The sequence below is a fragment of the Pedobacter sp. R-06 genome (assembly GCF_049913135.1).
Taxonomy (GTDB): domain Bacteria; phylum Bacteroidota; class Bacteroidia; order Sphingobacteriales; family Sphingobacteriaceae; genus Pedobacter.
On sequence record NZ_CP183977.1, the window covers coordinates 5,123,556 to 5,146,935 of the forward strand.

At 38.2% G+C, this 23,380-nt stretch carries 19 protein-coding genes; 2 read left to right on the forward strand and 17 right to left on the reverse strand.

What is annotated here, in order from left to right:
- Positions 1-234 precede the first annotated feature (234 nt).
- Genes ACN9MR_RS20630 through argH form a run of 4 tightly spaced genes read right to left on the reverse strand, consistent with a single transcriptional unit; the run spans position 235 to position 3,392 of the window.
- Positions 235-1,488, reverse strand: a complete 1,254-nt coding sequence (locus tag ACN9MR_RS20630; RefSeq protein WP_426326411.1) for a pyridoxal phosphate-dependent aminotransferase — start codon at positions 1,486-1,488, stop codon at positions 235-237.
- Positions 1,489-1,519: 31 nt separating this feature from the next.
- A complete protein-coding gene (locus tag ACN9MR_RS20635) occupies positions 1,520-1,852 on the reverse strand; it encodes a type II toxin-antitoxin system RelE/ParE family toxin (RefSeq protein WP_426326412.1) in 333 nt (110 codons plus the stop codon).
- A complete protein-coding gene (locus ACN9MR_RS20640) occupies positions 1,852-2,040 on the reverse strand; it encodes a hypothetical protein (RefSeq protein WP_426326413.1) in 189 nt (62 codons plus the stop codon). Before ACN9MR_RS20640 ends, ACN9MR_RS20635 begins: the two co-directional genes overlap by 1 nt.
- 20 nt (positions 2,041-2,060) lie before the next feature.
- Positions 2,061-3,392, reverse strand: a complete 1,332-nt coding sequence (argH, locus tag ACN9MR_RS20645; RefSeq protein ID WP_426326414.1) for an argininosuccinate lyase — start codon at positions 3,390-3,392, stop codon at positions 2,061-2,063.
- A 188-nt stretch (positions 3,393-3,580) separates the two neighbouring features.
- On the opposite strand from argH, the gene ACN9MR_RS20650 reads away from it, so the two are divergent.
- Positions 3,581-6,424 carry an alpha/beta hydrolase family protein gene (locus ACN9MR_RS20650; RefSeq protein ID WP_426326415.1) on the forward strand — a complete coding sequence of 948 codons (2,844 nt, stop codon included), beginning with the start codon at positions 3,581-3,583 and terminating at the stop codon, positions 6,422-6,424.
- A gap of 45 nt (positions 6,425-6,469) precedes the next feature.
- On the opposite strand, the gene ACN9MR_RS20655 is transcribed toward ACN9MR_RS20650, so the two are convergent.
- The 9 genes from ACN9MR_RS20655 to ACN9MR_RS20695 form a co-directional block, all read right to left on the reverse strand.
- Complete coding sequence (locus ACN9MR_RS20655; protein ID WP_167297258.1) at positions 6,470-7,540, reverse strand: M20 family metallo-hydrolase; 1,071 nt, start codon at positions 7,538-7,540, stop codon at positions 6,470-6,472.
- Between the two features lie 105 nt (positions 7,541-7,645).
- Entirely contained in the window at positions 7,646-8,455 is an 810-nt protein-coding gene (proC, locus tag ACN9MR_RS20660; RefSeq protein WP_426326416.1) for a pyrroline-5-carboxylate reductase, read from the reverse strand.
- 292 nt (positions 8,456-8,747) lie between these two features.
- Positions 8,748-9,578 (reverse strand): acetylglutamate kinase, encoded by an 831-nt coding sequence (gene argB / locus ACN9MR_RS20665; RefSeq protein WP_426326417.1) that lies wholly within the window; start codon positions 9,576-9,578, stop codon positions 8,748-8,750.
- Positions 9,579-9,688: 110 nt separating this feature from the next.
- Complete coding sequence (locus ACN9MR_RS20670) at positions 9,689-10,660, reverse strand: acetylornithine carbamoyltransferase (RefSeq protein WP_426326418.1); 972 nt, start codon at positions 10,658-10,660, stop codon at positions 9,689-9,691.
- A gap of 46 nt (positions 10,661-10,706) precedes the next feature.
- Complete coding sequence (locus ACN9MR_RS20675) at positions 10,707-11,837, reverse strand: aspartate aminotransferase family protein (protein WP_426326419.1); 1,131 nt, start codon at positions 11,835-11,837, stop codon at positions 10,707-10,709.
- A 152-nt stretch (positions 11,838-11,989) separates the two neighbouring features.
- Positions 11,990-12,241: a four helix bundle protein gene (locus ACN9MR_RS20680; protein WP_426326420.1), complete on the reverse strand. Its 252-nt coding sequence runs from the start codon at positions 12,239-12,241 to the stop codon at positions 11,990-11,992.
- A gap of 163 nt (positions 12,242-12,404) precedes the next feature.
- Complete coding sequence (argC, locus tag ACN9MR_RS20685; protein WP_426326421.1) at positions 12,405-13,385, reverse strand: N-acetyl-gamma-glutamyl-phosphate reductase; 981 nt, start codon at positions 13,383-13,385, stop codon at positions 12,405-12,407.
- Between the two features lie 90 nt (positions 13,386-13,475).
- Positions 13,476-14,663 carry an argininosuccinate synthase gene (gene argG, locus ACN9MR_RS20690; RefSeq protein ID WP_426326422.1) on the reverse strand — a complete coding sequence of 396 codons (1,188 nt, stop codon included), beginning with the start codon at positions 14,661-14,663 and terminating at the stop codon, positions 13,476-13,478.
- A 1-nt stretch (position 14,664) separates the two neighbouring features.
- Complete coding sequence (locus ACN9MR_RS20695; protein ID WP_057931816.1) at positions 14,665-15,363, reverse strand: N-acetyltransferase; 699 nt, start codon at positions 15,361-15,363, stop codon at positions 14,665-14,667.
- Between the two features lie 580 nt (positions 15,364-15,943).
- Between ACN9MR_RS20695 and ACN9MR_RS20700 the strand changes: the two genes are divergently transcribed.
- The gene (locus ACN9MR_RS20700; protein ID WP_426326423.1) at positions 15,944-16,645 is read left to right on the forward strand and encodes a DUF4397 domain-containing protein; all 702 of its coding nucleotides are present in this window, start codon (positions 15,944-15,946) and stop codon (positions 16,643-16,645) included.
- Positions 16,646-16,761: 116 nt separating this feature from the next.
- Here the strand turns inward: ACN9MR_RS20700 and ACN9MR_RS20705 are convergent, their stop codons facing one another.
- From ACN9MR_RS20705 to ACN9MR_RS20720, 4 genes are read right to left on the reverse strand one after another with little or no spacing between them, the layout of a single operon-like run.
- Complete coding sequence (locus tag ACN9MR_RS20705) at positions 16,762-17,745, reverse strand: DUF5007 domain-containing protein (protein WP_426326424.1); 984 nt, start codon at positions 17,743-17,745, stop codon at positions 16,762-16,764.
- Between the two features lie 18 nt (positions 17,746-17,763).
- Positions 17,764-18,450: a hypothetical protein gene (locus ACN9MR_RS20710; protein ID WP_426326425.1), complete on the reverse strand. Its 687-nt coding sequence runs from the start codon at positions 18,448-18,450 to the stop codon at positions 17,764-17,766.
- A 27-nt stretch (positions 18,451-18,477) separates the two neighbouring features.
- Positions 18,478-19,992 (reverse strand): RagB/SusD family nutrient uptake outer membrane protein, encoded by a 1,515-nt coding sequence (locus ACN9MR_RS20715; RefSeq protein WP_426326426.1) that lies wholly within the window; start codon positions 19,990-19,992, stop codon positions 18,478-18,480.
- 10 nt (positions 19,993-20,002) lie between these two features.
- The gene (locus tag ACN9MR_RS20720; protein ID WP_426326427.1) at positions 20,003-23,182 is read right to left on the reverse strand and encodes a SusC/RagA family TonB-linked outer membrane protein; all 3,180 of its coding nucleotides are present in this window, start codon (positions 23,180-23,182) and stop codon (positions 20,003-20,005) included.
- Positions 23,183-23,380 lie beyond the last annotated feature (198 nt).

Genomic DNA, 23,380 nt, shown 5'->3' on the forward strand with positions numbered 1-23,380 from the left:
GAATCAAAATGTTTGTTGGCGCAAAACAAAAAATCCTCTTCAATTAATTTTGAAGAGGATTCTTATTTTTTGTCTAACCGATCGGAACAAGCTTAACTTAAATAAACCTGATTGACGGGAAAAGCTCCCGATTTTTCATCGGGACTTGTACCAAAAGCAGGGCTACAATAACCGATTAGCACAACAATTGCTTTCCAAAAAAAGCACTTATAATATTCTATTAGCTATAAATGCTTATTTCAACTTACTCAATGCCGTTTTAATCCTAGGCAACATGTCTTTAATATCCTGCAGGGTACAAGCACCAACCGATGCTCTGAACCAAGGCATGCTGTCTTCATTTCCAAACGCAGAGAATGGAACCAAAGCTGCGCCGGCTTCTTTGATCAGATAGAAATTCACATCTGCACTGTCTTTTAAAAGCTGACCATCTTCAGTGGTTTTCCCGATATAATCGATTTTAATGGTCAAATAAATTGCGCCCATCGGTTCAACAGCATCAACGTTAAAACCCTCAGTTTTTAATTCGTTAAAGCCATTGTAAAGTGCATTTAAGCTATCTTGAATTTGGCCTTTAAAACTGGTCAAAAAAGTATCAACCTGTGCTTTATCATTAAAATAGTTAGACATCGCCACTTGCTCGGCCTTTGGTGCCCAGGCACCCATGTGGCCAACCAAAGCTTTCATCCTATTGATAATATCCTCCGGGCCAAAACCCCAGCCTACACGTACACCTGTTGCAGCTAAACATTTCGAGCTACCATCAACAAAAACGGTAAACGGACGCATTGCAGGGCGTAAAGAAACCGGGTTTACATGCTCTTTTCCGAAAGTTAAAAGTGAATAAATCTGATCATACATCATGTATAATGGTTTTTCGTCAGCTCCACGAGATGCATTTTCTTCTAAAACAGCGTCACAGATTTCAGCTAGTGAATCTGCATCAAACATTGTTCCCGTTGGATTTAACGGCGAGCACAATGCCAACAAAGTTGCTCCTTTTAAATGTGGCTTTAGCTGTGCAGCTGTCGGCATAAAGTTATGTGCAGCATCTGTTTCTACAGCAATAGTTTTTGCCGAAGTCAAGTGAGAGTAGTGGTTATTGTTCCAAGATGGAGCAGGGAAAACCACTGTATCTCCCGGATCGATCAAAGCCAGGTAAGTAGCATAAATTAACGGACGTGAACCACCGGAAACTAAAATGCTGTTGGTGTTATATTCTAATCCAAATCTATCCTTTAATAATTCCGAAACCGTTTCGCGCAAAGGTAAAACACCATCAGCAGGTGGATAATTGGTTTGATTTGCATTGTATGCATCAACAATTCCAGCCTTTAGTTCAGTTGGGATTGGGTAAATGTTTGCATCAAAATCGCCTATGGTTAAATTAGCGATCGAAGCACCTTTGCGCTTCATTTCGTTCACCTCATTACCGATTTTTATAATTTCTGAGCCAATTAATGAACTGGCCAACACTGAAACTTTCATACTTATATATTGAATGCTAATATTAGCAGATTTATAATGCTTTAATTATTTTTTGAAGTTCTTTTTTATCAATACTACTTTCTTCTGATTTATCGTAGAGGGTCAACATATTGATAATTGTACCATCAGGAGTAGTTGAAACTAAATAAGTTATTATCCTAAATCCTCCGCTTTTACCTTTTCCTTTGCTTTTTACAGCAAGTCTAATTTTGTATAAACCTGCACCTAAATCAGTACCTTGCTGCGGATTTTCAAGAAGTTTTTCTTCAAGTTCGTAGAGATCTTCTACTAAAGAAAGATATTTCTTTTTATAGACTTTAGCTTTTTTGATAAAAACGTTTGAATAAATAACCTCATTAGCCATTAAATATCTCTTAAACTTAAAGGCTTCCGTTTTCCTTGCTGCATTTCCTTAATTTCTTTTAAAGCCTGAGCAATTTCAGAAGTTATCTGGCTTGTTGGTTCTGATTTAACTTTTGCACCAATTTTGCTAAGGAATTCTTTTACAAAACCTGCATCTTTATCCTTAATTTCTATTGTTAAAGTTGTCATATTTACAAATTTAGCAAATTTTATTTAACCAAATCTTCAATTGCTTTATTCACTTTTCCGAAGCCAAACTGCGACAGTACATTCTGCATTGCAGCAGTAATCTGCTCGTTACAAAGGTTGCCGATGCTTCCTTCGTGTGTATGATGTATTTGGCCAGAAGGTGCAAAACTACCATTTTCTATCTGTTCGCCAACAATTTTATAAGCCTCTCTAAATGGAACACCCTGGAGCGCCAGATCATTCACTACTTCAACGCTAAACAGATAGTCGTATTTTTTATCCTTTAAAATATCATCCTTTATCGTGATGTTCTGGAACATAAAAGTAGCGATCTCCAAACATTCGTTTAAAGAAGTAATCGCCGGAAATAGATTTTCTTTCAGCAATTGTAAATCGCGGTGATAACCCGATGGCAAATTGGTAATCATCATGGCAATTTCATTCGGCAAAGCCTGAATTTTATTGCAACGTGAACGGATCAGCTCAAAAACATCAGGATTTTTCTTGTGTGGCATAATGCTCGAACCTGTGGTAAGCTCTGCCGGAAAACTAATAAATCCGAAATTCTGATTGATGAACAAACACACATCCATAGCCATTTTAGCTAAAGTTGCTGCAACAGCGCTCATGGCCTGTGCTAAAATCCTTTCGGTTTTGCCACGCCCCATCTGTGCATAAACCACGTTATAGTTCAAACTTTCAAAACCCAGTAATTGGGTTGTTAAAGTCCTGTTTAAAGGGAACGAAGACCCATAACCAGCAGCAGATCCTAATGGATTTTTATTGCAGATTTTCCATGCAGCCAGCATCAATTCCATATCATCTGCCAGGCTTTCGGCATAAGCACCGAACCACAAGCCAAAAGACGATGGCATGGCAATCTGCAAATGCGTATAACCTGGCATCAATTTATCTTTGTGCGTATTGCTCAGCTTAATTAGCTCATTAAACAAGGTTGTGGTTTGGCCAACCATATCTTCGATGCAAGCCCTAAAGAACAGTTTCAAATCAACCAGTACCTGATCATTACGTGAACGGCCGCTGTGGATTTTTTTTCCTGCCTCTCCAATTCGCTGAGTAAGCAACCACTCTACCTGTGAGTGCACATCTTCTACGCTATCTTCAATAGTGAAATTTCCAGCTTCAATATCAGCGTAAATGTTTTTCAGTTCTTGTTGAACCATTTTCAGTTCTTCAGCTGTTAGCAAATTAATGGTTTCTAACATTTGGGTATGCGCCAAAGAACCCAATACATCAAACTTTGCCATTTGCAGATCCAGTTCACGGTCTCTTCCAACCGTAAAACGCTCTACAAACTGATTTACATCTATATTTTTTTGCCAGATTTTCATTCTTATGATTGCTCTATTTTATACCTGCACAAAGGCAGTCGAAATACCCGCAAAAGTACAATAAATAGATTAGAATCAGTAATGAGATTGATTTGTAACGCACATTTAAAGGCCAATAAACTCAATTTTATATGGCTACTCATAATTCTTGGTTTAAAAGCTTATTTTCGTATAAACTTAAACTTATTATGAAATCCCTAAAACTGTTCTCCACCGTTTTTTTCATGCTTGTTATACCCAATCTACAGGCACAGGAAAAGCCAGCATTAGGCTGGAAAGATGTTTCTAAATGGACCTTTAATAGACCTGCTACTTTATCGCCCAATGGCGAATGGATTGCCCTAGCCAACGGACCGGTTGAGGGAGATCTAAAGATGACGATCAGAAAAACCAATGATACTTTAAGCCGCAACTACCCAATTGGAGCAACGGCCAATAACATCTCATTTTCAAACGATTCAAAATTCGCGGCTTTTAAAGTTGCGCTTAAGGATAGCGAAGCCAAAGCAGCAAAGAAAACAAACAAGCCGGTTTATGATAAACTCTTGCTGGTTTCATTGAGTGATAATAAGCAGACGACTTTTGAAAAGGTAAAAAGTTTTAGCTTTTCTGAAAAATCACCTGAATGGATTGCCATCCAATTTGCTCCGGCAGAAAATGCTTCTAAAGAGAAAGATGCACCGAAAGGTACCGACGTGCTGCTTTACAACCTGATCACCAAAAAAAGTTACAACCTTGGCAATGTTTCAGAGTTTGCATTTAACAAAACAGGAAGCCAGTTCGCTTATGTTATCGATGCAGCTGGGCAAAATGGAAACGGTATTTTTCTACGCGACATGAAAACAGGCATTACCACAGCGCTCGATAATGATAAGGCCGTTTATCAAAAGCTGGGCTGGAATGAACAGGGAACTGCATTTGCTCTGCTTAAGGCCAATAAAAACGATAAATATAAAGATGATGTTTACAGTATGCTTGGTTTTAACAAAATCAATGGTGATTTAACGAACAAGGTAGTTTATAATGGCATTGATGACAAAATATTTCCAACAAATATGGGGATCAATGCCAACGCCACCCCGTTCTGGTCGGATGATCAATCTGTTTTGTTCCTTGGCATCAATACGCTAACAAAAAAAGAAGAAAAGAAAGAGGAGAAAAAGGATGATAAGAAAACGGATACTTTAGCTAAAGCAAAACCTGAAGTTAAAAAAGATGATATTGAGAAACCTGATATGATTATCTGGAATTGGCAGGATAAGAGACTACAATCGGCCCAACAAACGCAAGAAATGCGCGATAAAAATTTTAGTTATTTAAGTGCTTATCGCATTGCGGATAAAAAATTCATTCAACTTGCAGACAGCAATATGCGCTCAGTTAGTGTAAACCCTAAAAGTTTATACGCGATTGGCTACGATAATTCGAAATATGAGTTGATGGGAAATTTAGATGGGCAAAGTTATGTGGATGTTTATCTGATCAACCTTAAAACCTTTGGCAAGAAATTACTATTTGAAAAAATGTATGCCTCTAACGGAGGGAGACTTGTAGTTGCACCCAACGGAACTTTAGCCAGTTATTATGTTGACGGTGCATTTTATAGCATCAATTTAGAAAGCGGAAAAACGGCTAACCTTACCAGCAAGATTAAATCTTCTTTTGTTGATGAATTAGATGACCATAACATAATAAAACCAGCCACGCAAAACCTGGGCTGGTCAGCTGATTCTAAATATGCATTGATTAAGGATAATTACGATTTATGGAAAATCTCTGCTGACGGAAATAGTATTACTCCATTATCTGATAATTGGAAAAGCAAGAAAACCGAAGTGGCCTCCCGTTTCCGCGTTGATGCTGATGAGAAAGGTGTTGATTTAAGCAAAGACCAGTATTTTGCGGTATTTAACACCAAAAACAAGAAAAACGGCATTGGGATTTTACCTGCAGGTAAATCTAAAATCAATATTTTGTTCCTAGACGACAATGCTTACCAAAGTTTTTCAAAAGCCGAACAAGCTAAAGTTTTTACTTATACCAAAAGTAATTTTCAGCAATCTCCAGATTATTATATAAGTACAGCAGCCGATTTAAGTACTGCCAAAAAAGTAACTACAAATACTCCAGATCAGGCTAAATATGCATGGTCTTCGGGTGTAAAACTAATTGATTATGTGAGTGCAAATGGCGATAGCTTGCAAGCGGCCATTTATTTACCTGCCAATTATGTTCCTGGAAAGGCTTATCCTACCATCACATACATTTATGAAAGGTTAACTGATGACCTGAATACTTATACCATGCCTACATTTCCTGGTGGAGGTTTCAATAAAGCGATGTATACCAGCAATGGATACGCTGTTTTAATGCCCGATATTAAATATAAGCTGAATGATCCGGGCATGTCGGCCGTTGCCTGCGTAGTACCTGCAGTGAAGGCAGCCATTGCCACCGGAATTGTTGACGAAAAAAATGTGGCTATCCATGGTCACTCATGGGGTGGTTATCAAACTTCATTTTTAATTACCCAAACCAATATTTTTAAAGCGGCCGCAGCCGGGGCTCCATTAACCAACATGATCAGCATGTATAGCTTAATTTACTGGAATAGCGGTGGCACAAACCAAGCCATTTTCGAAGCCAGTCAAGGTAGGTTAACGCCTGGTTATTGGGATAACTGGGATGCTTTCGCGCGCAACTCTCCAGTATATCATATCAAAAAAGTACAAACTCCGTTATTGCTTTTACACAATGATAAAGATGGGGCTGTAGATTTTACCCAGGGCATTGAATATTACAACGGTTTAAGAAGGTTAAACAAACCTGTTGTGATGATTACCTATCGCGGCGAAAACCACGGAATTGCAAAATTGCCAAACCGTAAAGATTATGCCGTACGGATGATGGAGTATTTCGATTATATGCTTAAAGGAAAATCTGCTCCCGAATGGTGGAGTAAAGGGGTAAACCGGTTAGATATGGAAAAACACTTAGAGGCAAGAGCTTTTGATGGTGGCGAAGAGAATTGATTATTTTGAGAAAGCCTCAGCTCTATTAGACCTGAGGCTTTCTTTTTATTTACCGTTTATTACCGGCTTAAGCATGTTTACATATCCCTCAACTCCTTCTGCTACTTCTCTAACATATAAAAACTCATCGGCCATGTGCGAGCGACCGGAAAAACCCGGACCGCATTTTACCGATGGAATATCTAATAGCGCCTGATCAGAAGTAGTAGGCGAACCATAAGTAGTTTTTCCAAGGGCAACACCAGCCTGAACAACCGGATGGTTTTTGTCAATCGACGATGGTTTTAAGCGGATAGACCGGGGGGTAACATCACAATCAACATTTGCCCTGATAATCTCTAAAACCTCTTCATTAGTGTAAGCATCGGTTACACGAACATCAACCGTAAAAGTACAATTTGCCGGAACCACATTATGCTGCGAACCTGCATTGATAATCGTAACCGTCATTTTTAATGGTCCGAAAACCTCAGATACTTTTGGAAACTGATAATTTCTAAACCACTCAATATCTTTTAGGGCTTTGTAAATTGCATTTTCCCCTTCTTCACGTGCCGCATGACCGGCTTTTCCATGAGACACACAATCTAAGACCAATAAGCCGCGCTCGGCAATGGCTAAATTCATTTCTGTTGGCTCACCCACAATACCGAATTCCAGTTCGCCCAAATCAGGCAGCACCAGTTCTAAACCATTATTACCAGAAATTTCTTCTTCAGCAGTTGCTGCCAAACAGATGTTATATTTTAAATCTTCTTGTTCGTAGTAGTACAGAAATGTACCAATTAATGAAACTAAACAGCCACCAGCATCATTACTGCCCAAACCAAACAGTTTATCACCTTCAATTGCAGCATCGTAAGGATCGCGGGTATAACCAGAGTTTGGCTTAACCGTATCATGATGTGAGTTTAAAAGTAATGTTGGTTTATTGGCATCGAAATGTTTATTGTAAGCCCAAACATTGTTCATTTTGCGCTGAGTCTTAATCCCTCTCTCCTCCAAAAACTGCGCAATTAAATTCGCCGTCCGATCTTCTTCTTTACTAAAAGACTGAATGCGGATCAACTGTCGCAATAAATCCAGACTTTCTTTTTGTATATTTTCTAGTAACATAGTATCAAGTAATTAGTAGCAAGTAGTAAGATAATTTTATCTTTAACCTGTTACTTTTAATTTATGGCTAGGCACATCATCTCACTTTACCATTTTGCATCCCTTTTAACCTTCTTTGGTATACAGATTTCCTGCTTTTAAAGCCGAAAGTTTAATACCTTTTATCAATGATGAGCTAAAACCGTTGTGTTCCATTTCATTTAAACCGGCAATGGTACAACCTTTCGGCGAAGTTACCTTATCTATTTCTGATTCAGGGTGTGTTCCATGTAATAAAAGCAAATCGGCTGCTCCCTTAGCCGTTTGAACAGCCATTTTTAAAGCTTCATCAGCATGAAAACCGATTTCTACCCCACCCTGCGATGCAGCCCTGATTGCCCTTAAGAAAAACGCAATACCGCAAGCACAAAGCGCTGTTGCAGAAGTCATTAAATCTTCATTAATTTTAACAACAGATCCTACAGTTTCGAACATTTTGGTCACATCTGCAATGTTTTCTGCCGATGCGTTATCGCTGGCCATGCAAGTCATCGATTGACCAATAGCAATTGCTGTGTTAGGCATTACCCTGATTACCTCAACATTATCACCCAATTTTTCTCTAACCGCAGCACAGCTCACGCCAGAAATTACCGATATAACCAAATGTTTGGCCGGAACAATTGAAGCCTGAATTTCATCTAAAACCGTATTTAATTGTTGTGGCAGAACAGCCAAAATCACAACATCAGCATCAATTACGGCCTGTTTATTGTTATTGCTTACATTAAATCCGGCTTCGGCGAAAGATTTTAAATGGTCGATATTTCTACGGGTAAGTGTAATGTCGTCTGCTTGAGCAAAGTCGGCCTTTACCAAACCTTTCGCTAAAGATAAACCGATATTTCCGCTACCAATTATGGATATTTTCTTCATGTGGTTCGTTTATTATCTCCTTTCGGATTGACATAGATTTATATTTTTATTAGAAAAGCAGATTCAGTAATGCTATTGATGTTCAGTCCTGCTATCCACTTCAATCTTTTTACTTCAGCCATTCCCTCCATTTATCGTCATTGCAAGGAGGAACGACATGGCAATCTTTCTCGTTTTGAGCACAAAAAGTATTTCCGTTTCTATCAGGTTTAAATGACAAAGCCAGCATTAGTCGGTTTCTTTTCTTTTCTAATCCCAAAACCTTCAGCCTTCAACCTTTCTACCCCCTACCTTATTTCAACATTTTTGTACCAAAAGTTCCCTCGGCAAGTTCAGCAAGCTCATCGGCTTTGCCGATATAAACTGCAGAAACTCCTTTTTTAATCGCTTCAAAGGCATTGTGCAGTTTAGGGATCATTCCACCTTGCACAGTTCCATCAGCTTTTAAGCCTTCAAACTCATCAGCTTTAATTTCTCTTACAACAGAAGCATCATCATTAACGTCCCTAAGTACCCCTTTTTTCTCAAAGCAATATACCAAACGTGTTTCATATAAGTTTGACATGGCCACCGCAACAGAAGAGGCAATGGTATCAGCATTTGTATTTAAAAGCTGAGTATCACCATCATGTGTAATGGCACATAAAACCGGAACTAAGCCAGCTTTCAATAAACTATCTAAAGTTGTTGAAGACACAGAGTTTTCATCCAGATCGCCCACAAAACCGTAATCAATAACTGCACCTGCCATAGGGCCCGCCTCTGTGCCATAAGTTTTGGTACTAATCGGTCTTTTTTTTGCCCTGATCACATTACCATCAGCTCCACTTAACCCAATGGCATTACTCCCTTTGGCCTGTAGCTGGGCAACCATATTTTTATTGATCAGTCCGGCGTAAACCATCGTTACAATACGTAGTGTTTCGATATCGGTAATTCTTCTTCCCTCAACCATTTTGGCTTCAATGCCCAACGATTCGCCCAGTTCAGTTGCAATTTTACCCCCGCCATGCACCAGGATTTTATCTCCGGACAATGCATTAAAATCCAATAAAAACTGGTGCAGGTTTTCGGAGTTATCGATTACGTTTCCGCCGATTTTTATGATAGTGAGTTGTTTCATAATTTATTACCTTTTCGTCATTGCGAGGCACGAAGCAATCTTACTACTATGGGTGGGTTATTTCTACCGCATTAAGATTTCTTCGTGCCTCGCAATGACTTTTTTTTATACTACAATTCCTCCAACATCGCTTTAATTACTGCTTGTGCCGCCCATAAACGATTTCCGGCTTCGTGAATAACCAATGAATTTGGTCCATCCAAAATCTCTGATGATAATTCCAGATCGCGGCGTACAGGCAAACAATGCATCACTTTAGCATCGTTTGTGAATTTTAATTTCTCATTATTCATCATCCAGCCATCAGGATAAGTTAACACTTTTCCGTACTCTTTATAACTACTCCAGTTCTTCACATACACATAATCAGCACCGGCTAAAGCTTCTTCTAAATTATATTGAATATCGGCGTTAGGCGTAAAATCTTCCGAAAGCTCGTAACCTTCTGGTTGGGCAATGGTAAAATCGATCATTCCTTCTGTCTGTGCTTTACACATCCATTCTGCAAAAGAATTTGGTACCGCCTGAGGCAGAGCCTTTACATGAGGCGCCCAGGCTAAAACTACTTTGGGTTTGCGTCCATCGGGTTTCTTTGTCCAGGTTTCATGAATGGTAATAATATCGGCAAAGCTTTGTAAAGGGTGACGTGTTGCGCTCTCTAAACTCACCACTGGAACCGCACAATATTTCACAAATTTATTAAAGAAATCTTCGCTGTAGTCCTCCTCACGGTTGTTCAGTTTCGGAAAAGAACGCAAGCCTAAAACATCGCAATATTGGCCCATCACTGCAGCGGCTTCGCGGATATGCTCAACCGTTGAGCCATTCATCACCACACCATCTTGTGTTTCTAAAGCCCAGCCTTCTTTATCCAGATTCATCACCATTACGTTCATACCTAAGTTTAAGGCCGCTTTTTGGGTACTTAACCGGGTACGTAAACTTGGATTCATAAAAACTAAACCTAGGGTTTTATTCTTACCTAAATCTTGGTGCGCATAAGGATTCGCCTTTAACGCTAGCGCATCATTTACAAACTGTTTGATGCTTGGAACATCGTGTACGGAAGTGAAAAGTTTCATTTTTTAAAGCTTAAAGGGTGCTTCGACAAGCTCAGCATGACAATATCTATTTTACTAATTTACCAAAAGCTGCCAAAAACTCATCAGCATGTGCTTTTGTTAAATTTAAGGCCGGCAATAAGCGGATCACATTCGGTTTTGCCTCGCCAGTAAAAATATGGTATGTAAATAATAATTCTTTTTTAACATGCGCCAGTTCGGCAGGTAGCTCGATACCGATCATTAATCCACGGCCACGTACTTCTACCACCTGCTCAAATTTCTTCAGTTCGCTGATGAGGTAGTTTCCAACCTCTTCGGCATTTTTGATGAGGTTATCTTTTTCCATCACTTCTAAAACAGCTAAAGCCGCAGCACAAGCTAAATGATTGCCACCGAAAGTTGTACCCAACTCTCCATGCCAGGGCTTAAATTTAGGCGCTATAGAAATTCCTGCTACCGGAAAGCCGTTACCCATTCCTTTCGCCATGGTATAAACATCTGCTTCAATCCCTGAGTAATCGTGCGAGTAAAATGACCCTGTACGTCCGTAACCGCATTGTACGCTATCGGCAATATAAACTGCATTGTATTCGTCACAAAGTGAACGGATTTTCTGCAAGAAACTTTTCGAGGCTTCTTTAATCCCGCCAACACCTTGAATGCCTTCAATAATAACGGCCGAAATTTCATTGCCCTGTGCTTTAAAAGTTTCTTCTAAAGCAACCTCATTATTAAAAGGCAAAAAGATTACATTTTCGGTCTGATTAACCGGTGCTACAATTTTAGGATTATCGGTTACGGCAACTGCCAAAGATGTACGTCCGTGGAAAGCACCTGTAAAGGCAATTACCTTTTTTCTTCCGTTATAAAATGAAGCTAATTTTAAAGCATTTTCGTTTGCCTCAGCTCCCGAATTACACAAGAACAATTGGAAATCTTTTTTACCAGAAACTTCACCAAGTTTCTCTGCAAGTTGAACCTGTAAAGGAATTTTCACCGAGTTAGAGTAAAAACCAACTTTATTTAACTGGTCGGTTAAGCGACTAACGTAATGTGGATTGGTGTGACCAATTGAAATTACAGCATGCCCGCCATATAAATCTAAGTATTGCTGTTCGTTAGCATCCCAAACATTACTGCCTGCTGCTTTGGTTATCTCTATATCGTTAAGTGGGTAAACGTCGAATAAGTTCATTTTTTAATAAGTTTAAAGACTAAAGACCAAAGACCAAAGCTTCCTGTAACATTTCATATAGCAGCAAGCCTAATCCGATAGTATTTAATCTTGGTTATTGTCGAAGGTGTTTAATTAAGGCAATTAACATTGCTTTAACTTCACCAGCCATTTTATAAATTTCTAAATATTTGCTTTCTTCTAGATATTCTAAATCCTTCGAGAAAACAAGCATATTCCATTTCTTGTACTGAGCCCAACGCATTATCGAGAAAGTGGGCAAAATCTTTTTCGGTCCGCCGTCCTGCTCCCTCAACAATATTTAGTGGGACAGAATATGCTGCTCTTTTAACCTGACTTTGCAAATCGTATTTCTCATGAGGAGGAAAAGCAGGCAAAATAACTTTATATACATGTAAAACCATTAGATGTGATTTTTTTCAAACGTCTAATTTTTGATAGTCTCTCATTTTCTAAGCTTAAAGGTAAAAGCAAAAAGACTAAAGCTAATTGCAAATTTAAATTATCACTTACTTTTTGCTAGTACCGTCCTTACTTTAGTCTTTGGTCTTTCAGCTTTGGTCTTAATTAAAAATTAGCGGCTTTTAACTTAAGTCCCGCTGATTCATCCAAGCCAAACATTAAATTCATATTCTGAACCGCTTGTCCGCTGGCACCTTTTAACAGGTTATCAATGATACTGATGATAAATAATTTACCACCATGTTTTTCTACATGTACCAATGCCTTGTTAGTATTCACAACCTGTTTTAAATCTATGTTTTTCCGGCTCACATGCGTAAAAGGATGGGCACTGTAATATGCTTCGTAAATGTTTTGCGCTTCTTCTAAACTTAAATCACTTTCTAAATACATGGCAGCTAAAATACCTCTGGTAAATGCACCACGCTGCGGGATAAAACTTAAAGCTTCGGAAAGTGAAGGTTGCAACTGCAACAAACTCTCGCTAATCTCATTCAAATGCTGGTGTTCAAATGCCTTATATATAGAAAGATTGTTGTTTCTCCAGCTAAAGTGCGAAGTGGTAGATAAACTCTGTCCTGCACCGGTAGACCCGGTAGTAGCATTGATGTGAACCTCACTTTTAATCAGCCCTTTTGAAGCTAAAGGCAACAAGCCCAATTGGATACAAGTTGCAAAACAGCCAGGGTTAGCAATATTTTTAGCCGTTTTAATTTTATCGCGGTTTAGTTCGGGTAATCCGTAAACAAAGTCTTTGGTCGAAAAGCTAGCATTTGCATTCAACCTGAAATCCTGAGACAAATCGATAATTTTAATGTTATCGTTAATTGGATTAGCAGCCAAAAACTTTTTCGCATCGCCGTGGCCAACACAAAGGAAAAGCACATCGATATCTTGTGGAATATCGCTTACGAATCTTAAGTCCGTATCGCCAATTAAGTCAGTATGCACATCAGAAATTAAGTTTCCGGCATTACTTGTACTGTTTACAAAAGCAATTTCAACATTCGGGTGGTTAACCAAAATACGCAACATTTCGCCTCCGGTGTAACCCGCACCACCAATTATTCCTGCTTTAATTTTCATATTTAAAAAGGTTTAGGATTTGAGGCTTAAGGCGTAAAGTTTATGCTATGCAGCCATAAACCCTTAACCCTTTACCTTCAGCCTTTGAAGCTATGCTTCGTTATTTACTTTATGCCAGATCATTACCTGGTTACCGAATATTTTAGAGAAACCTTTAACGTCATCTCCGCTCCAGGCGTTATTCATTTCGCCATAGCTACCAAATTTATTGCTCATTAAATCATGGTTAGATTCAATTCCGATAATCTGGAAACGGTACGGCAACAACTCTACAAATACTTTACCGCTCACAAATTTTTGTGTATCTGTTAAAAAAGCCTCAATATTCCGCATAATCGGATCGTGGAACTGACCTTCGTGCAACCAGTTACCATAGAAAGAGGATAGTTGTTCTTTCCAGCTTAACTGCCATTTGGTTAAGGTGTGTTTTTCTAAAGTATGGTGTGCTTTGATAATGATAATGGGACCAGCAGCCTCAAAACCTACGCGACCTTTAATCCCAATAATGGTATCACCAACGTGGATATCTCTACCAATACCAAAAGGCTGAGCGATTGCCTGTAATTTCTGGATTGCCCTAACAGGTGCTAATTTTTCACCATCAATAGCAACCAGTTCGCCTTTTTCGAAGGTTAATTCTACCTTGCGCGATTCTGTTTCCGAAACCTGGGTTGGCCAGGCGCTTTCAGGTAAGGTTTCGTGAGAAGTTAAAGTTTCCTTTCCTCCTACCGAAGTTCCCCATAAACCTTTGTTGATCGAATATCTTGCTTTTTCTGCACTATATTCTACACCATGTTGTGCTAAATATTCTATTTCCGCCTCGCGGGATAATTTTAAATCTCTAATTGGAGTAATGATTTCAACCTCCGGAATAAGGATATTGAAGATCATATCGAAACGTACCTGATCGTTACCTGCACCGGTACTTCCATGAGCTACATAATCTGCACCAATTTTTTTCACGTAGTTGGCAATAGCTGTTGCCTGACTAACGCGCTCTGCACTTACTGATAATGGATAAGTAGCATTTTTTAATACGTTACCAAAAATCAGGTACTTAATACACCCTTCATAGTAACTTTCAGTTTCATCTACAACAGCATGCGATTTTACGCCTAAAGCATATGCTCTTTTCTCAATTTCCTGTAACTCTTCATCAGAAAAACCACCGGTATTTACAATTACCGAGTGAACTTCTAATCCACGGTCTTGTGCCAGGTAAATACAACAAAATGAGGTATCTAAGCCTCCGCTAAATGCTAAAACAACTTTTTTCATGCTATTTAAATAAAAAGGTAAATAAAAATAAAAGGGCTTTTAAGCCATTTTTTGGCTTAGGTTTAACAACTAAACGCTGCTTAATGCGCATAAAGCGCTCGTATAATTTGGGTTTCTTTTGCAGTTCTTCGGCAAATTGCTTGGCCACCTCATGTTTCTTCTCGGCCGGATCGTAAAGCATCGCCGTACACATACAGTTTTTGCGTTCCTTCATTTTTAAAATTTCGAAGTTTACGCAGCTTTGGCAGCCTTTCCAAAACTCTTCATCCTGGGTAAGTTCGCTGTAGGTTACAGGCTCGTAACCTAAATCTGAATTGATTTTCATTACGGCCAAGCCTGTTGTCAAACCAAATATTTTTGCCTTTGGGTACAACTTTCTCGATAAACCGAAAATTTCATTTTTAATGGCTTTCGCTAATCCCGCTTTGCGGTATTTAGGACTTACCACTAAACCACTATTGGCCACAAACTGTCCGTGGCTCCAGGTTTCTATATAGCAAAATCCTGCCCAAGAGCCATCTTTGTGGAAAGCAATAACCGATTTGCCTTCTTGCATTTTATTAGAAATATATTCCGGCGAACGCTTAGCAATCCCTGTTCCACGAGCTTTTGCCGATTCTGCCATTTCGGTTACTATTTCTTCTGCAAATACACGATGTTCAGGAAGTGCAACCTGCACTATAAATTCGTTAATATCCATTCGTTTTCTAACGAAAAATTATAAGTATTCTTGTTAATTGGGTTTTTAGAGAGGATCAATTCCTCATTACGTTTAGTGTAGGTACTAAATACGTGGAGTGAAATTTTGCCGGCTTGTGGGATAATAAAACACGGGCTGAAAATGATTAATAAACACACCTTTTCCAGACACATTTTGTGCTGTGGAAACAGAAAGTTTATGTAAAATTTGTTTAATCATTTCTTGCGTATTAAAACGGCTTTAACTCTATTGAGGTGCAAAGGTTTAAATAAAAATCGAGTTACACAATAATATCATCATTTTTTTATGTTAAGCTTTCAATTTTATTGAACTAATCTGACTTAAACATGTATTAAGGCTACTTATCAATTTAAAAAGTTTTGAGGATCTTACATTTCAGTTATAGGTTCTATTGCCAGTTTTAACATTGTTAAAAGAATGCGACAAACTTTAACATCTGCTTAACATCATTTAACATTCTGTAATACTGTTTAAACTCAATATTTGTATGTCTGTAGCGAATGCGATCTGACTATCGTTTTATGGATACTCCTTAAATATTAAATCAAATTTTAACCGTATGAAGAATTTTACACCATTTCATTTCAAATCGATCCCTTTATTTGTTCTAATTGCTTTTACGGCATTCACTTCATGTAAAAAAACCGAAACTGCCGATCCTACAATATCTTATTTAAGGGTAGTTAATGCATCACCTTCTTTGGCTACCTATAATGCCTACTTTAATGGCAATATGGTTAATTCGGCAGCTTTGCCATTTGGAGGCTCTGCCGCTTATCTTTCTTATGCTGCAGGCACTTACAGTTTAAAATTCACAACAGCCAGCAGCGCAGAGAGTTTGTTAACCAAAACCATTACTTTAAATGCAAGCACCTATTACTCTTCTTATTTAATTAATAAACCGGCTGCGCTAGATGTGTATACCATTGGTGATGATCTTTCTATTCCATCAACTGATAAAGCTTACATCCGTTTTATCAATTTATCGCCTGATGCACCTGCATTGGATCTAGCGAAGACCAGCGCCTCAACAACATTGGTTACCAATAAAGCCTATAAAAGTGCGAGTGGTTTTATTGCTGTAGATGCAGGAACTTATACATTTGATGCAAAAGAAACCTCATCGGGAACAGTTAAAGCTACTTCCGCAAGCAACAGTTTTACAGCGGGTTATCATTATGACATTATTTGTGGTGGTTTGGTAACGCCTGCAAATGAAACCGAACGCCCTTTAAGTTTACAGGTTATATTGATCAAATAAAAAACGCTTTTGTGTTTGCCCCTCATAAAAAACGGCAATTTTCAATGTGAAAATTGCCGTTTTTGGTTTGTATGAAAATCGAAGGTATCCTCCTGTTAGGGAGATGGTATTCTTTTCTATTTTTTGGTTACATCAGGAAATTTTACCTGTATCACATAGGTTCCTTCGAGCTTTAATTGCCACGACCATCTTGGATTTACAGAGAAGGTACCAAGTGATGCAGGAAAACCATCTACCGTTACAAACTGACTTGGAATTCTATAGTACATCAAAAATCCCCAATCGGTAGTTGGTGTAACATATTTGGTAAGTGGGAAAGGCGCTACTTCAAAATCGCAGATCATGGCGGTATCAGTTTTGATCACGGGGTTAAACTTTGCGTAGTTTTCAAAAACTGGTCGATCACCTCTTTGTATGATTTCACCAGCTTTAGGGTTAAAAACCTTTCCGTTTTTATCCACCATTTTTAAAATAGCCCTTGCGCCTTGGTTAGAAATTTTTGTACAGGTAATGATCGGATTTTTCATTGGGGTTGCTACACCGGTAACATCATGAAAAGCATTCGAAACGTTATCTGTAATCACAAACAAATCATCTTTTTCCGGATCTACCACATTTATGGTAGCCAATTTTGGAAAAAGTTTTGTACCTGTAACATTCGTCATTTCTACATCAAAAACATACCTACCCAGGGGCAAATTAGCTGATGCCCTGTTAAACGTTAACTGCCCGCTGTTTTCATTAAAGTACATGGGCAACCTTTTTACCAGTTCTCTTTTCTTATTCAGCAATTCAACGGTTACATCAGTTTCAGGATCAAAACTTGTTCCTTCCTTAAATACCAGAATTTCATATTCTTTAGAAAACTCTGCCGGTGCCGGAGAGCCATCTTCCTTTCTTAAGTTTATCAATTTATAGGTATATGGCGGCGTAGAGCCATCGGCATTGATTCTGTCAGACTGGAAGAGTATTAATCCTCTTTTGGCATAGATATCGTTGTCTTTATATCGAATGCCGTTACTTAGAAAACCCTTTTCGATTTTTGTGCAGGCATACATACTTAATAAAAATAGTATGCCCAAAATATATTTTATCTTCATAATTGAAATATTTATGGTTTAATTACCTAGCGATTGTCCGTTAAAAAACAAGCGGTGATTTCCGTTTAAAACATGAACAATTCCGGTTCTGGTAATAATACCGGAAGTTTGAACGTCTACTCCTTTGTCTTTCTGATCATCTGGTATGGCATTCAAATCAGGCTCTTTATCATCGCGCGTACCAATCACTTTGGTATAGGTAACATAATCTACGTAATTTAGATATTGGTTATAGTCGAAAGAACGCCGAAATTTTATTAAATACTGAACATTTGGAATTGCACCTAATAAACTATTGTAAAGTTTACCTCCCAAGGTAATCTGATCCCTGTTTATCTTGCCTGTAAACAGATAGGTTTTTAATGAATCGCTAAGCTCCTGAGATGGAAGATCCTTAATTCCGAAATCAAAATTTTCATTCCCGGTCTGAAGACTCTTCTGGTATTTTTTGGCTTTTACATAATCGGCAATGCCATAGTTCGTAGTCGCAAACAAAGTGATATCTCCGTTTACGGCATCTTTTAAACCAGCCTTATCAATCACTTTAACCAAGGAATCAAAATTCCGGTTAGATTTTAAATAGTCATAAGTGGTCATATCCACATAGGCATTGCTCGGCCCCCCATCTCGCTTATAGTCGTCTTTTTTACATGCCGATAAGGCTAATAAAAAAATAGCTATGTATATTAGAATATTATTTTTCATATTTTTAAATCTAAGAATCAACTTATTTTACACTTTACCCAACCAATATGTGGTTTGCTTTAACAATGGATTATTCCTGAATAAAGCAGGGTCTACCGGCCAATAATAGCCCTCTTTTCTAAATCGCTCTTCCGGGAGCCACTCTACCACATTACCATACTTCCTGGTTCTTAACAGATCGTAAAACAGGTGCCCTTCTAAAAACATTTCTTTCGAACGTTCTGTAATGTATTCGTCCATCACTTCATCTTTAGATAAACCAGCATCTACCAGTACCGGATCAGGGTCATTCCTTTTCCTGAAGGTATTGATAATGTTAGTAGCAGTAGCGGCATCTCCTTTATATAGCGCAATTTCAGCTTTTAGTAACATCATATCAGCTAACCTGAATATGATAATGTTATTGCTTAAATAGGGATTTAACTTTTGACCGGGATTCCTGTAAATTACGTTGCTATATTTTATACACATCGGCTTATCAGGCAAGGTTACGTCAAATCCTTTTTTATACCTGATATCGGTATCTGTGTAAAAATTATTGAAATAACTCGGTACTACGTAGTATCTCGGGTTATTACCGTAGCCTTTAACATAAGTTTCATTAAGAAAATTACCGCCAACAGAACTATTTGAACCCTCCAAGGTATTTTCACTCACGTTTATCTCAAAAATACCTTCTGTAGAACGGCCTATAAAGGTATTTTTATAATTTGCAGTATCAGTTAATGCATAACCTCCACGACTAATTAAAGTATTAATCGTTGTATCCGCACTATTTACATCAACCAGATTAGGTGCATCTGTAGCCACATTGGACATTGTTGCTCTCCACAAATATAAATGTGCTAAGAGCGCATAGGTTGAGCCCTTGTTTGCGGTTACTTTAGCATCACCACTATTGGCATAAGTCCAGCCCAACAAATTAATAGCTTTGTGACAATCATCCTCAATAAGCTTCATCACTTCTGCTTTTGGTGTTCTTGGAAGCTGGGGTGCATTAAGCGGATCTTCGTATGCCTGGGTAACTACTGGTACATCACCCCAAACCCTTACCATCATAAAATAACTCAAAGCCCTTAAAAAATAAGCCTGCCCTAAAGTATTGTTTTTAAATTCGGTTGGGTCATCCTCCGTAGATAACTGAGAATTGGTCATCGCGCCTACCTTAGACAATATTAGATTAGACATCGCTATGCTTTTGTAATAAAGCGTATAATTTGCCAAAGAGTTTAAGTTATACTGAAAGGTAAAATCACCATTTTGTATTCCTTCAAGCCCATCACCTGTATACTGTATGGTAAAATAATTTTTGGCAATGGCATCACCATACATGTAATACCGGTTGCTTTTATCGGTAATGGCATTGCGGAGTAAGGCATAATTACCTGCCATGGCACTTCTCACGTCTTTAGAATTTTTCCAAAATGTTTGTTCGTACGGTGCATCCTTCGGTTCTTCGTAAAGTAATTTTTTACAGGCACTTGTGGTTACTATAATGAGGATAGTAATTAATATGCTGAGTTTTTTAATTATATTTTTCATGTTAATGCTATTAAAATTGAACTTGAAGACCTAAGGTGTATTTTTTTGGAATCGGATACCCATTTCCATTATACTCTCCATAACCATTTACAGCTTCTGCATCTGGCAGTTTTTTTGATTGTTGGAACATGTGTACATTATCCATCATAGCAAACACTTTAAACTGGCTTAAGCCCCATTTGCTTAAAGTTTTTGCGCCCAAATCGTATCCAAGGGTAATATTTTTTATCCTTAAATAACCACCTTTTTCTAAGAAAAATGTTTGTGCCCCAGTATAATAATAACGATAAGTACCTAAATCGTATTTAGCATATTCCGCATTATCGCCTGGGTTTCTCCAGATATTCAATCTGTCTAGATCAGGAGTAGAGAAGCTTGCAAAATTAGCTACAGCGTTACCATCCTGCGAATTGGCAAAACGATCTGAATCAAATAGATTCAATACATCTCTTTTGAAGGTGAAGTTTGTAAAAATACTAAGTGAGAAATTCTTATAGTTAAAGGTGTTGGTCCAGCCTCCTGTAAAGCGAGGGTTTGGATCTCCGATTGGCATTTTATCTGGGTTAATTCCATCATTAAAAATATCAACAAAGTAATCACCATCTAAATCGGCCAGATAGAAATCTCCTTCGTTAAATGTTCCATTACTATTTCTATAACGCTCGCCGGTAAATGGGTTTTGTGGAATATTTCCAGTTCGTGAGAATACACCTTTTGTTTGATACAGATAAAAAGCATTAATAGGGCTACCAACCGATAAAATATGTGTTTTATCAAACCGATCGCCACTTAAAATAATATCCCTGCCACCATTTGGCAAACTCATGATCTGATTTTTGTTGTAAGAAATATTGAATGAAGTATTCCATCTAACCACTTTACTGATCGGAGTTGCATTAAAAGTCAATTCCATACCCGAATTACGTACAGAAAAGGCATTGGTATAGGCAACATCGTAACCAGAAGTAGCAGGTAGATCTACGTTGAATAATTTATCCTTCACTTCTTTGTTATATACATCAAATGTTAAGGCATATTTTCCATTTTGGATTTCGATATCCGTACCAATATTCCATTGGGTAGATTTTTCCCAGCTCAGGTCTTTTTGCGCTACTCCATTTCTAAAATTTGGTGTAATAACCGTAACACCGTTATAGGAAGTAGAACCATCATTGCCAGAAAAACCACCATTATTAACCAGGTAATTGTTGTATTGTACGTAAGAATTATTTAAATCTTCATTACCGGTAGCACCATAACTTCCCCTAATTTTAACTAATGTAAAAGGGTTATTGGTGATGTTTTTCATGAAATTTTCTTCAGATAATATCCAGCCCAGTGATACGGATGGAAAAACCCCATACTTATTATTTTCACCAAAACCTGATGAACCATCGGTTCTGATCGTTCCAGATAACAGATATTTTTCTGCATAATCATAGTTAAACCTTCCATAATAAGCAATTAATCCATGTGCTTTGTACTGAGAGAACGCAAAGACGTTGGCTTGCTGAAATCCTGTTACCACTTGGATGTTATCAGATGCACCACCATAGCCTCCCGCTTGTGTATTTTGATACTGGTTATATTCAATATCCTGACCCACTACTGCACTGAAATTGTGTTTACCAAGCTTACCATTATAATTTAAGTAGTTAGAAGTTCTCAGGTTCACATTAGTGGAAGAAAAACTAGTCGCACTATTTCCAGAACCGTTGTTTAGCAGGCTACTCAGACTGGCATCCCGACGTGCATTATCAGCCTTATAAGATGATTGAGAATTCAATGTAAAGTTTTTATTAAACTCATAAGATAAATTCAGGTTTATACTAAACTGATTACTGATATTCTTGTCCAGGTTCTCACTACTAGGGTTCACAAAAAAGTCGAGCTTTTCTGGCGATAAGTTGATCAGCGAAGAAGGTAAATTGCCAGACCCTATTTTTGTAGGCTTGGAAGGATCGTTAGGATCCTCGTTGCCCCTTGCACGATCAGCTCTCGAATAAAAAAATTGTGGATTGATCATCAACTTTTTATTTAATGCTCTCGAGGTTAAGTTCAGTCTACTGCTATAGCGTTTAAAACCAGTTCCTTTTACAACGCCTTCTTCATTATAATAGCCGCCACTAAAACGGTAAGTCATGCCATTGTCTGAACCACCGCTTAAACTGATGTTGTTATCGTTAATTCTACCTACCTGATAAAACAGATCCTGCCAATCGGTATTTCCGTTAAAAGCTGGATTTAAACTATCGGTAAGTATATAGGGCAGCTGTCTTCTCTGGTCGTAATTGAGCTGACGCTGCAATACTTCCATTTTTTGCCTGCGTTCTGTACTACCAATGGTTGCTTCGCGTAAATTTGGACGCTGTACGAACCCAAAATAGGTGCTTAGGTTGATCTTGGTATCACCACTAACGCCTTTTTTGGTGGTAATTAAGATAACCCCGTTTGCTGCACGAGAACCATAAATGGCTGCAGCAGACGCATCTTTTAACACATCAATAGATTCAATGTCATTAGGGTTGATACCGGCTAAATAGTTTGTACCTGTACCTGTACCAGGTGGTACAAAATCGTCTGATGTTTGAGGAACACCATCAACCACATATAATGGCGATCTGATCACATTAAACTGATCGTAACTGCTACTTGCTGTAGAGTTACCACGTACCGAAACAGTAGGTGCTACCCCTGGCTGACCGGTAAAGTTTTGAACGTTTACACCTGAAAGCCTACCTTGTAACAATTGATCGAAACTCGCAGCTGGTAAATTTGCCAGCTCTTTACCAGAAATACTGGAAATAGAAGCCGTAGATTTTTTCCTGGTTATTTTCTGGTAACCAATAAGTACCACCTCATCCAGCGTCTTATTGTCATCCTGCAGAGAAAAGTTTATGGTGCCGCTTGCCGTAATTGTTTTTTCAACGGTAACGAAACCAACTATCCTGGCAACCAGCACAGCTTTATCGCCCTGTACAGCGATTACGAACTTACCTTCGCTGTTGGTGGAAGTACCATTTTTTGTCCCTTTTTCCAGAATAGACACCCCGGGAATGGGTTTGTCATTTTGATCTAAAACGGTTCCTTTAATTGTTTTCTGTGCAAAAGCCAGCCAGGGAATTAATAAATAAAAGAATGTTGCCGTTAAAAATTTCACATAGGAATGTCTTGTAGAATTTTTCTCCATTGATGATTAGTTAGTTAGGTTTGATTTTAATTAAAAGTATCAACTTTTTTAACTGCCATTCAACAGCTTTTTAGCTAAATGAAACCATATTTTAACTTAAAAATTTAACATTATTTAACATTTAATTCTTTAACGCCGCTCTTGCGCAATCCAAAACGCGCTCCTATCGCATGCAATGGCACTTTTAAATGAAATAAG

What these genes read in the sequence shown, in the direction of transcription:
- ACN9MR_RS20630 (WP_426326411.1), bottom strand. Translation starts at nt 1,488, where the DNA reads ATGAAAGTTTCAGTGTTGGCCAGTTCATTAATTGGCTCAGAAATTATA.
- ACN9MR_RS20635 (WP_426326412.1), bottom strand. Translation starts at nt 1,852, where the DNA reads ATGGCTAATGAGGTTATTTATTCAAACGTTTTTATCAAAAAAGCTAAA.
- ACN9MR_RS20640 (WP_426326413.1), bottom strand. Translation starts at nt 2,040, where the DNA reads ATGACAACTTTAACAATAGAAATTAAGGATAAAGATGCAGGTTTTGTA.
- argH (WP_426326414.1), bottom strand. Translation starts at nt 3,392, where the DNA reads ATGAAAATCTGGCAAAAAAATATAGATGTAAATCAGTTTGTAGAGCGT.
- ACN9MR_RS20650 (WP_426326415.1), top strand. Translation starts at nt 3,581, where the DNA reads ATGAAATCCCTAAAACTGTTCTCCACCGTTTTTTTCATGCTTGTTATA.
- ACN9MR_RS20655 (WP_167297258.1), bottom strand. Translation starts at nt 7,540, where the DNA reads ATGTTACTAGAAAATATACAAAAAGAAAGTCTGGATTTATTGCGACAG.
- proC (WP_426326416.1), bottom strand. Translation starts at nt 8,455, where the DNA reads ATGAAGAAAATATCCATAATTGGTAGCGGAAATATCGGTTTATCTTTA.
- argB (WP_426326417.1), bottom strand. Translation starts at nt 9,578, where the DNA reads ATGAAACAACTCACTATCATAAAAATCGGCGGAAACGTAATCGATAAC.
- ACN9MR_RS20670 (WP_426326418.1), bottom strand. Translation starts at nt 10,660, where the DNA reads ATGAAACTTTTCACTTCCGTACACGATGTTCCAAGCATCAAACAGTTT.
- ACN9MR_RS20675 (WP_426326419.1), bottom strand. Translation starts at nt 11,837, where the DNA reads ATGAACTTATTCGACGTTTACCCACTTAACGATATAGAGATAACCAAA.
- ACN9MR_RS20680 (WP_426326420.1), bottom strand. Translation starts at nt 12,241, where the DNA reads ATGGTTTTACATGTATATAAAGTTATTTTGCCTGCTTTTCCTCCTCAT.
- argC (WP_426326421.1), bottom strand. Translation starts at nt 13,385, where the DNA reads ATGAAAATTAAAGCAGGAATAATTGGTGGTGCGGGTTACACCGGAGGC.
- argG (WP_426326422.1), bottom strand. Translation starts at nt 14,663, where the DNA reads ATGAAAAAAGTTGTTTTAGCATTTAGCGGAGGCTTAGATACCTCATTT.
- ACN9MR_RS20695 (WP_057931816.1), bottom strand. Translation starts at nt 15,363, where the DNA reads ATGGATATTAACGAATTTATAGTGCAGGTTGCACTTCCTGAACATCGT.
- ACN9MR_RS20700 (WP_426326423.1), top strand. Translation starts at nt 15,944, where the DNA reads ATGAAGAATTTTACACCATTTCATTTCAAATCGATCCCTTTATTTGTT.
- ACN9MR_RS20705 (WP_426326424.1), bottom strand. Translation starts at nt 17,745, where the DNA reads ATGAAGATAAAATATATTTTGGGCATACTATTTTTATTAAGTATGTAT.
- ACN9MR_RS20710 (WP_426326425.1), bottom strand. Translation starts at nt 18,450, where the DNA reads ATGAAAAATAATATTCTAATATACATAGCTATTTTTTTATTAGCCTTA.
- ACN9MR_RS20715 (WP_426326426.1), bottom strand. Translation starts at nt 19,992, where the DNA reads ATGAAAAATATAATTAAAAAACTCAGCATATTAATTACTATCCTCATT.
- ACN9MR_RS20720 (WP_426326427.1), bottom strand. Translation starts at nt 23,182, where the DNA reads ATGGAGAAAAATTCTACAAGACATTCCTATGTGAAATTTTTAACGGCA.